This is a genomic window from Corynebacterium sp. HMSC076D02 (genome assembly GCF_001813815.1).
Lineage (GTDB): Bacteria > Actinomycetota > Actinomycetes > Mycobacteriales > Mycobacteriaceae > Corynebacterium > Corynebacterium simulans.
Map to the genome: position 1 here is coordinate 72818 of NZ_KV814071.1, position 9838 is coordinate 82655.

8 protein-coding genes, 1 pseudogene and 1 CRISPR repeat array are annotated in these 9838 nt (G+C 53.8%); all 9 genes and pseudogenes read left to right on the top strand.

Annotated features, from left to right (window positions below; translation table 11 throughout):
- Positions 1-1048 (top strand): annotated as a pseudogene (locus tag HMPREF2935_RS13275) (hypothetical protein); the annotation flags it as partial.
- Positions 1049-1063: 15 nt separating this feature from the next.
- The gene (locus HMPREF2935_RS10170) at positions 1064-1675 is read left to right on the top strand and encodes a type I-E CRISPR-associated protein Cse2/CasB (RefSeq protein ID WP_061925333.1); all 612 of its coding nucleotides are present in this window, start codon (positions 1064-1066) and stop codon (positions 1673-1675) included.
- Positions 1676-1702: 27 nt separating this feature from the next.
- A complete protein-coding gene (gene cas7e / locus HMPREF2935_RS10175) occupies positions 1703-2767 on the top strand; it encodes a type I-E CRISPR-associated protein Cas7/Cse4/CasC (protein WP_061925336.1) in 1065 nt (354 codons plus the stop codon).
- Positions 2760-3464: a type I-E CRISPR-associated protein Cas5/CasD gene (gene cas5e / locus HMPREF2935_RS10180; RefSeq protein WP_070733069.1), complete on the top strand. Its 705-nt coding sequence runs from the start codon at positions 2760-2762 to the stop codon at positions 3462-3464. The genes cas7e and cas5e overlap by 8 nt, the downstream gene beginning before the upstream one ends.
- Before the next feature lie 153 nt (positions 3465-3617).
- Positions 3618-4292 carry a type I-E CRISPR-associated protein Cas6/Cse3/CasE gene (cas6e, locus tag HMPREF2935_RS13865; protein WP_371326241.1) on the top strand — a complete coding sequence of 225 codons (675 nt, stop codon included), beginning with the start codon at positions 3618-3620 and terminating at the stop codon, positions 4290-4292.
- Between the two features lie 7 nt (positions 4293-4299).
- On the top strand, positions 4300-4857 hold the full coding sequence (locus tag HMPREF2935_RS12855) for a CRISPR-associated endonuclease Cas3'' (RefSeq protein ID WP_083313223.1): 558 nt from the start codon (positions 4300-4302) through the stop codon (positions 4855-4857).
- A 98-nt stretch (positions 4858-4955) separates the two neighbouring features.
- Positions 4956-6926, top strand: a complete 1971-nt coding sequence (gene cas3 / locus HMPREF2935_RS10185; RefSeq protein WP_083313224.1) for a CRISPR-associated helicase Cas3' — start codon at positions 4956-4958, stop codon at positions 6924-6926.
- Positions 6926-7858 carry a type I-E CRISPR-associated endonuclease Cas1e gene (gene cas1e / locus HMPREF2935_RS10190; protein ID WP_070733073.1) on the top strand — a complete coding sequence of 311 codons (933 nt, stop codon included), beginning with the start codon at positions 6926-6928 and terminating at the stop codon, positions 7856-7858. The genes cas3 and cas1e overlap by 1 nt, the downstream gene beginning before the upstream one ends.
- Positions 7859-8173 (top strand): type I-E CRISPR-associated endoribonuclease Cas2e, encoded by a 315-nt coding sequence (cas2e, locus tag HMPREF2935_RS10195; protein ID WP_070733075.1) that lies wholly within the window; start codon positions 7859-7861, stop codon positions 8171-8173.
- A gap of 18 nt (positions 8174-8191) precedes the next feature.
- Positions 8192-9808: a CRISPR direct-repeat array (repeat unit 29 nt; unit sequence CTCTTCTCCGCGCACGCGGAGGTATTTCC).
- Positions 9809-9838 lie beyond the last annotated feature (30 nt).

The following is a 9838-nucleotide window of genomic DNA, read 5'->3' on the forward strand; positions in this document are numbered from 1 at the left end:
CAAATGCGTTTCTGGTTCCCCGGCGATGCGTTTTGTTGGTACTGAGAATTCGGCAACAGAAGTGCTGTGGCATGGGCAATCATTACTAGAAACCTTGCTCATGGCAATTCCACAGTCATGGGTCAAGGGCACAGGCCTTCCCGCATGGGCTGACCGCACCTGCGCGTACTCGCGCCACGACGGGATAGTTCACCCGCTATGGTCGGCCACGTGGACTTCTAATTCCCCTGCTACAGCCTGGGAAGCATCAGAGCTTGTTGGTGTCCGCACCGGCGGTGTACCGCCTGAATGGTTCCTTACCGAGATGGGCAGCAAAGATCAGCAAAAAGATTGGTGGACGCTGCGCAATCAAAAAGACCCGTTCTACCTGTACATCAATAATGGCAAAGAGCTAAAACTTCAGCGTCTAGATCTGGGTAAAGATGCTACTGCTTTGGCCATCAACTGGGCTGCACAAAATAAAACCGCGGAGTTTGAAAAGGCCAGCTCATCCCACATACTTCCTCCAACAGCTGAAGCACGCCTAGTGTTCATCCGGCACCGCATGGAGGGTACCGCTTCTAGCCCCAATATTCGCGCTTCCGACATATTCTTCCCTCGTGATGAGGAGTGGGCCCACGACACCAATCCTGGTGTGCAAGCTGATATCAGGCTTGGTGCAAACTGCATCGACAAGCTTCATAGCACCGTAATCCGCCCATTCCGCCGAGAAAACGCTAACGAGCGTGCAGGCGGCAAAGTACCGCTAGTTTTGGATTTTTTGGAATCCAGCCGCGGAGATGTAAGCGAAGCCTTTTGGCGCAATATGTCCCACAATTTCTCTTTGCTGCTCAAAGAGTGCCGTTCAGCCAAGAGCGAGTTCATCGCTTCCCCGGAGCTGCGTACCGGGCTACACACCGCTTCCATGGCCGCTTTTGATTCAGTCACACAACCACATTTTGGTCAAGAGCCCGCACGGATTGCCCACGTTCGAGCCGGGGTCGAGTACTGGGTAAAACGGCACATCAAGGATTTTGTTGCCGAAGACCCCGACGACCCCACCACCTAATTTCTAAGGAAAAGGATGAATCACACACAATCTACGCCAGAATGGCAGCCACTTTTGACCTGGCTGACTCAATCTGTGCGTAATTACCACGACAAACCCACTTCCCATTCCGGCAGTGAATGGCGCCGCACCCGTGCTTTCCTTCGCCGCGGTAATTCGCAGTCTACGGAGCACTACGCCTATCCATTCATTTTTCCTCTTTTGCCTGCCGATGCCAGCCCCACCACCCGCACAGTAGCGCTTCGCCTCGCAGCTCTGGTTGCGGAATTCGATGCGGTACCGCACATTGATTCCCAAGAAACGGGTTTCCGATCACTCGGACAATGGTGCAACCTCATCTCTCGCAAATTGGCTCCAGAACAAGAAACGCTAGATCCTCGCCATCCGGATGCTGTAGCCAGCAGGCTCGTCTCATTACATACGCAAAACGTGGATGAAGCTATCACTACTATTCGTCGTATCGCCGCACTAGCAGGGAACACGAAGGACACACCTCCGCTACCTGTGTATGACCTTTTCCGGATTTTCTTCCGATGGGGCAATGGCTTCACAGAAAGCTCTCAACGCGTTCGCCGCAGCGTGCTCCAGAACTACTACTCCGGTTTTTCCACCTCCGCTTCTTCCTAAACCACAACCTTCGAAAGGATTTTTCCCATGTCGCGTCACCTCACTATCAATATCCTGTCCAGCATTCCATTCTCCAACCTCAATCGCGATGACACCGGCGTTCCAAAGCGCACGATGCATGGTGGAGTTCTCCGTGCCCTGCACTCCTCGCAGTCCATCAAGCGCGGCGTCCGCCTGCGCTACGAAGATGCTTCCGGCAACATTTCCATCCGATCTGGCAAGTTGGCAGATGAGATTGTCACAAAAGCTGTAGAGCTAAACCCAGAACTGGATCAGAAAGCTGCACTAAAGGAAGCCAAGAAGATTATTGGCACGTTGACCAAAGCAACGGCTTCTGAGGGAGAATCTGACCGTTCGACATGGTTGTCTGGTGAGGAACTCCTCACAGCAGCAACAAAGATCGCTGGTAACCAAGAGTCTGAGGACTCAGGCTTCATTAACGGCACTAAGACGGGATCCCTGGCAATCGCCGCATTTGGCCGTATGTTCGCCAACGCCCCAACCAGCAACACCGAAGCCGCAATCAGTGTTTCTCCGGCAATTACTACCCATGCCGCTACCATCGACACCGATTATTTCTCCACGGTCGATGACATCCGTGAGCGTAACAATGACTCCGGAGCGACGTTCCTAGGAGTTAGCCAATACACCAGCGGCATCTTCTATCGGACCGTAACGATTGACAAAGTGCAGCTAAAAGAAAGCTGGACCGGGTTTGACTCTGAAGACGCTGCGCAAAACCTCAGCGAACTACTCCGTGCTATCGTCTACGGCCAGCCACGAGGTAAAGAAAACAGTACCGCACCTTACACGCTCCCAGCTGTTGTCTTCGCAGAAGAACAGCGTGCCCGCGTCGCATATGACTTTGAACAGCCAGTTACTCCACAGGGCGATGGTGGTTTTCTCGTTCCTTCAATTGAAGCTTTGGCAGAACAGTACCAACAAGCTCGTTTCTTTGACCCTGCCAACTTTGGCCCTGTTGAAGTACTGTCCGGCACGCACAAGGATCTTGACGGCAAACTAGGACACCTCTCGCCCGTCTCTCTCGATGACTTCATTATCCAGGTTGTGGAGTGGATTCTCGATGCCTAGTTCCACCTATATCCGTCTTGCGGGACCCCTCCAGTCGTGGGCGGGTCTGGCTGTATCGGGAAACTTTGTCCGTACTGAGCCTCGCCCTACGCTCAGCGCACTACGTGGGTTACTGGCTGCGGGTCTAGGTGCGAAAAGAGGGCAGTGGCCAACGTGGATCGATGACGTGCATTTCACCTTGCGGGAGGATAAAACTCCAAAATATGTTGATGATTTTCACACCATCGGTGACAGGGAAGATGAATTTACTTTCCGACGTCGCCTTGCGATCATGCAGCAAATGAAGGCTACCTCTGTGAAACAGCTTAAGTTCACCCCTGCCGTGGGTGCGACTTCTATCAGCCGACGCACGTACCTAGCCGAATCTGAATTCATTGTACGTGCCACTCTGGAGGGCCACACGGAGGAGATAGATCAGGCTTTTGCCAGCCCTGTTTTCTCTATTTATCTAGGCCGAAAAGCTTTTCCAGCAACGTTCCCGTTCTATCTGGGAACTGGGCCAGCAGAGATGCTGTCGCTCATCCCCGCCCTTGCTCCTAACGCATCAAGTAAAGCGACTGTGCGAATCTTTGAACCATCGCTCGGTTCCGGAGTGTCCCCAGAGAGCATGAGTGTTCCCGCTGTTGCGACCCGAACGGACTGGCTCAAAGGCATCAAGGAACTCAGCCTGCACCGCCACTCCACCATTCAACGGTAGCCAAAAGCGGTAGGCCTTGTTGACCTACCGCTTCGCTTGCCTCCACGTATCGCGGAGAAGGTGGTTCCAATTCAATGAAATATGAACTACCTCCGCATCAGCGGAGAGCCACTCTGAACAAATCTAACGTATTCACGACGAAAGATGAAGAATATGATCACCACTCGGTATCTAACCAAAGCACCTGCACACACTCTCTTAAGTGTGGCTGCGGATAGTGCTCGCCGTGTGAGTCCCGCAAGTCTAAATAGCCCAACATTTCGTCATCGCGCAGTCATGGGCCTTTTCCCTGCATTCGACGACGCCAATCCACGTTCCGCTGCAGAAATTCTTTTCCGTTTAGAGACCCCAGCAGGACAGGCTCCGTATTTTCTTATCCAGTCTGCTACAGAGCCCACTGTCTCGAACTATCCAGACATTGTGACTAAGCAAGTTGCGCTTCAGGCTCCGCCTACTGGAACTTCAGTAAGTTTTCGCATTAGTCTCAACGCTATTCGTCGTGAGACATTCACTAATGCTTCCGGTAAGCGTTCGTACAAAGTTAAGCCCATCCCGTTGGATCATGAGGATACGGAGCGAACCACATTTAGTCCCTGGCTGGCACAGAAGTTATCTCCCTCCTTAGATGTTGTGGAGGTTACCAACCACCGGCGCGCTGTACTCAAAGATCCTAAGACTGAAAAGGGGCGTATGACGCTACAAATAGATGCTGTAGATGGCATCGCCGTAGTACGCGACACCACAGCACTCGTATCCATTTTGACTACTGGCCTCGGCCGAGAAAAGGCTTACGGCTGTGGTCTACTATCTATCCGCGCTCTAGGTTAGGAACCCCATGCCTGCCACCCATTCAACGTTTTCTTCCGTGTGGGCCAAACAACATAGCCTCGAAGAAAGCTACCCTTTGCTTGCCCATATGTGTGATGCCGCTTCTATGGCAGGACAACTCTTCGATCACTGGTTGAGGCCAGGCTTGCAGGGCTACCTTCGCGAAGAGCTGGGGCCACAGACACGTGAGATCGTAATGTGGCTGGTTGGCACGCACGACATCGGCAAAGCGAACCCCTTCTTTCAAGGCCAACTACTTACTCATGCGAGGCAGCGTCCTGAAGAACGCGAAATCTGGGCTTCTGTAAGAAACCGGATTGTGGAAAACGAAGAGTTGGGTTTTAAGCTCCCACCACGTGCTTTGCGAGGACTTCACGACGTCGCCGCATTTAGACGCCATGAGCAGGCTTCAGCTTCCTACCTCCTTGGCAACCTCACGGTGGATGCTTCAGCATCTCAAGCCTGGCGCTGTATCCCAGCTATGGGCCATCATGGAAGGTTTGATACTCCAGACTTTGGCGGCGATCGCACAGGTACAAAAAAGCGCTGTGGAACACGGCTCTAGCCGACAACGGGTGGAATACTGCCCAAAAAGTTTTAGACCACGCGCTTCGCGAAGCCTGCGGAGTAGCAGTGTTCCCCGATGAAGTTCCAACGTCGGCCATGATTCTGATTAGCGGACTAACCGTTGTTGCCGACCGCCTAGTATCAGCCCACGAATGGGTCAAACAGTCTCAAGCACGGTGCCAAACAACCGAATTAGACTTGACACAGCCGAAGGAGTGGATACTCACACAAGCTGAACCTGCTCTAGCTCGTATTCGAGAACAACTTGGTCTCTATTCCGATTGGCCCAGCGCTGAAGACGCGCTAGAAGCAATTCTTCAAGGCTACGAACCACGCCCTGCACAGCGAGAAGCCATGACCGATCCTGATGGTCTATTCACGATCATGTCAGCTACAGGTTCCGGTAAGACTGAAGCCGCTATCCTGCGCCATGCGCAACGTAAAGAACGCATGTTGTTCCTACTACCCACGATGGCGACCTCGAATGCATTGATGAAGCGTGTACAAAGAATCTTTAGTTCGACTCAAAACACTGCGGCGCTCGCACATGGAATGGCCACCATTGAGGATTTCTACTCCCGCCCCGTCACCACCTTCCGCGACAGTAATCCACTGGAAGACGTCGGCGGACTCGTACCAGCTGAGTTCGTGCGTTCAGGAATGGAACGCATGCTGGCCTCTATCACGGTAGGCACCGTGGACCAAGCGCTTAAAGCAGCACTTCCGATGAAATGGACCCATGTCATTCTGTTGGCGCTAGCAAACGCGCATGTAATTATCGATGAGGTCCATACGCTAGATCCTTATCAAGCACAATTGCTCAAACCATTGATGCAATGGCTAGGTACCGTGCGAGCACGCGTTACCCTTCTCAGCGCCACGTTGTCGCAAGAACAGTGCAATTCACTCGCATGTGCCTACACCGGGTACCCGCTGGAAACAAACATTGATTTTCCCTCGATCCTCAGCCACAGCTCCAGTTCCTATGCAGCCACTCCGTTGGATTCAACGCGATACACGCTCACTTACGACATCACCATCGCAAACCCGTCTCAGATAGACGCACATATCAACTGGGTTCGACGCATGCGTGCGGAGTATCCGATTGCTCGCATCGGGGTCATATGCAACCGAGTTGACTGGGCACAAGAGATATCCCGCAGACTTGATGAGGAAGGCGAAGACGTCCTGCTTCTACACGCTGCGATGACTGCGGGACATCGCCAAGCTGCTGCCGATACGCTACTTCGCACGATTGGTCCACATGGAAACGGTGAAGGGATATGTATTGTAGGTACACAAGCCATTGAAGCATCATTGGATATTGACCTTGATCTACTCAGCACCGACCTATGCCCGTCAGCTTCCCTCATCCAACGGGCCGGTCGTGTCTGGCGTCGAAGAGACCCACAACGCAAGCACCGACTTCCTGGGCGTGACCACATGCATCTGCATATTGTTGCCCACCAGAATTACGAGCACCGTGAGAATCTGCCCTACATGGAGGCTCTACTGAGCCGTACGCAACGCTGGCTGAATTCTCATAACGGAAGAATTGAATTCCCAGTCGAGTGTCAAGACTTTGTCAACACAACGTCAATTACTCTCACAAATATCAACGATGACCAAGACATTGAGGCCTTTGCCCAGGATTCCAGGAAGCACATGGCAGCGTCGAATATTCAAAGCAACCTGGAAGCCGTTCTAAAAGAAAACGTTCGCCTAAGCGAGCTAACCAAGCTCACAGAAGCAACTACCGCACTAGAGGATCTCCGTACACGTTACGTAGAAAGCGAAACTGTACGTGCTCTCGTTCTCGATGACACTGGCACAATCCCGGGTGCCATAACCAGTATCGATCTAGAACTCACAAAGCCCACTCAGGAGGATCTGAAACGTATTCTCCGCTCAAGTATCAACCTACGTCAAGGCTCTTTTCCTTCCGAAGATCCGCGTTTTCTCTCGAACCCGTGGGAGACTTCCCTACTGCAGTATTTCAGAATCGTTGATCTCTCCGACAACTACGATCCAGCCCTTGGGCTCATCTACGGAAAGGCAAACTCCTAATGGCTTACTCCGAAGACGCCATTACGTTTTCCACCATTCCAGCAGACCACCAAGTCCGCTTGGAAGACCGTGTCAGCTTTGCTTATGTGGAACGCGCAGCTATCCGCCAGGACCGTACTGGTGTCGTGGCCTACTCGGTTGTTGACAATTCAGAATTAGAGCAACGCATCCAACTCCCTGTAGGCGGACTCGCAGTTCTTATGCTCGGACCTGGAACCTCCATTTCTGCAGCTGCTGCTACCTCATGTACTCGTTCAGGAACGACCATCATGTTCACTGGCGGTGGTGGAGTACCAGCTTATACTCACGCAACCCCACTAACTTCCTCGGCGCGTTGGGCAATTGCCCAGGCAGCTCTCGTCTCTAATGAAGCACACCAGCGAAAGGCTGCAATCAAGCTCTACCAACGGCAACTAGGCATCGAAGAAATTGCTGATGCCCCGAGCATTTCCATCATGCGCGGGCTTGAAGGCCGCGTGATGAAACAGACTTATCAAACCCAGGCGAAGAAACACGGAATCAAGAATTTTCGGCGCAATACTGCTGACGACGACCCAGTTAATCAGGGACTCAACCTAGCGAACTCCATGCTCTATGGATGTGCTGCTTCTGCGTGCGCGGCAATAGGTGTCAATCCTGCCTTGGGCATCATTCATCGAGGCAACGCTCGTTCATTGCTCTTTGATCTGGCTGATCTGTACAAGCCCACAATCTCAATCCCACTGGCTTTCGCCTGTGCCAATGAGAAAGATCCATTACCAGCGCTAAGGAAGCAACTACGCCGGGAGATCCATCGGAAGAACTTACTCGTCGACATGCTGGAAGTTCTCACAGAGGTACTCACGCCCCACTTACCTTCACGTGATGACGATCGACTCGTCTCTGGGCGCGGCGATGAAGTCGCCGGACATACACAATATGGACGGCGCTGAATGTTTCTTGTAATCACAACCACCAGCCTCCCGGACCACATGCATGGCTACCTTTCGCGTTTCCTTTCGGAAGTAGATGCCGGTGTTTATGTAGGAAACGTTTCCCGTCGCGTCCGCGATAACCTGTGGCGACGGCTTTCCAATGCCATCGCCGACGGCAGCCTAACCATGATCAACGAGGACCGGACCCGCGAACAGGGCTTTGCAGTCAACACTATGGGACCGCGACGCCGTACAATCATTGACATGGACGGACTTTTACTTGCGTGCACGTTTTCGCGAGAACATACGCAAAACCGCACCGAGACGAACTAAAGTTGCTGTTCAGGAAGGCTCTTCTCCGCGCACGCGGAGGTATTTCCTCAGCGTCGAGCTCGGCGAGTTGTCCACTGTCCTCTTCTCCGCGCACGCGGAGGTATTTCCCCGCGTGCTGGAAGCCGTAGGCCCCGCCCTGGCTCTTCTCCGCGCACGCGGAGGTATTTCCGGATGTCACCGGCCACTGGCTACGTGTAGAAGGCTCTTCTCCGCGCACGCGGAGGTATTTCCACCTTCGCAGAATGCGGGAAGCGCAGCCCCCACTCTTCTCCGCGCACGCGGAGGTATTTCCGATGGGCTAAGCTGCGCCCGGGCTAAGCAGGACTCTTCTCCGCGCACGCGGAGGTATTTCCATCCGCGAGGAAGTCCTGGAGCTAATCCTTGCCTCTTCTCCGCGCACGCGGAGGTATTTCCAAGGGTGCTTTAATCACCCATAAGGAAACATCCTCTTCTCCGCGCACGCGGAGGTATTTCCAATAGCGGTGATGTCGTGAGTCCATGAGACGGCTCTTCTCCGCGCACGCGGAGGTATTTCCAAACAACAAAATGAAAGAACCGAATATTATGGCTCTTCTCCGCGCACGCGGAGGTATTTCCCTTGCCGAAATCGGGTGGGATGCAGAATGGACCTCTTCTCCGCGCACGCGGAGGTATTTCCGCGCTTACCCCGCTACTGGACCCGCTCGCTGACTCTTCTCCGCGCACGCGGAGGTATTTCCTAGGCCCGGAACAATTTTCAGAGGCTTAAATCCTCTTCTCCGCGCACGCGGAGGTATTTCCGGGGCCATTCAATGGGACGGCGCGCCCGTCGACTCTTCTCCGCGCACGCGGAGGTATTTCCTTCATTTCCGCGCAGCTCGCCGGAGACGGCGGCTCTTCTCCGCGCACGCGGAGGTATTTCCGGTATCAAGTCTGCCGCCACTGCCGCGCAAGCCTCTTCTCCGCGCACGCGGAGGTATTTCCGCAATCCGCGAGTTGCTGCCCAAGGAAAATTTGCTCTTCTCCGCGCACGCGGAGGTATTTCCCACACCACCCGTAATTTGGAGCCCAGCCAATGCTCTTCTCCGCGCACGCGGAGGTATTTCCTGAGGATGCGAAATGCAGCTCGTTACATCCGGCTCTTCTCCGCGCACGCGGAGGTATTTCCCAGCGTTAGGGTCACCATGGCCGACTCCGTGGCTCTTCTCCGCGCACGCGGAGGTATTTCCGAATACCTTAGGGGAAAAGTGGCCATCCGTAACTCTTCTCCGCGCACGCGGAGGTATTTCCTCTTGGTCCTTTTCTGCTCGCTTTGCGTTCAACTCTTCTCCGCGCACGCGGAGGTATTTCCGATAAGCAAATGGCAATCAGCGGCCCATACAACTCTTCTCCGCGCACGCGGAGGTATTTCCCCTTGTAAATAGACGTGGCATATTGAGTTTGTCTCTTCTCCGCGCACGCGGAGGTATTTCCGCCGCCGAGTCTCTATCGCCCAGCGAGTTCGCCTCTTCTCCGCGCACGCGGAGGTATTTCCTCGTAAGCGGAATGTGGCGAAGGGGAGTGATGCTCTTCTCCGCGCACGCGGAGGTATTTCCCCGGCTCAGTACTTCGCGGAAGTGCGCCCTGTCTCTTCTCCGCGCACGCGGAGGTATTGAAGCGTCCTGGGTTTAGTTCCGCTTCTTTTAC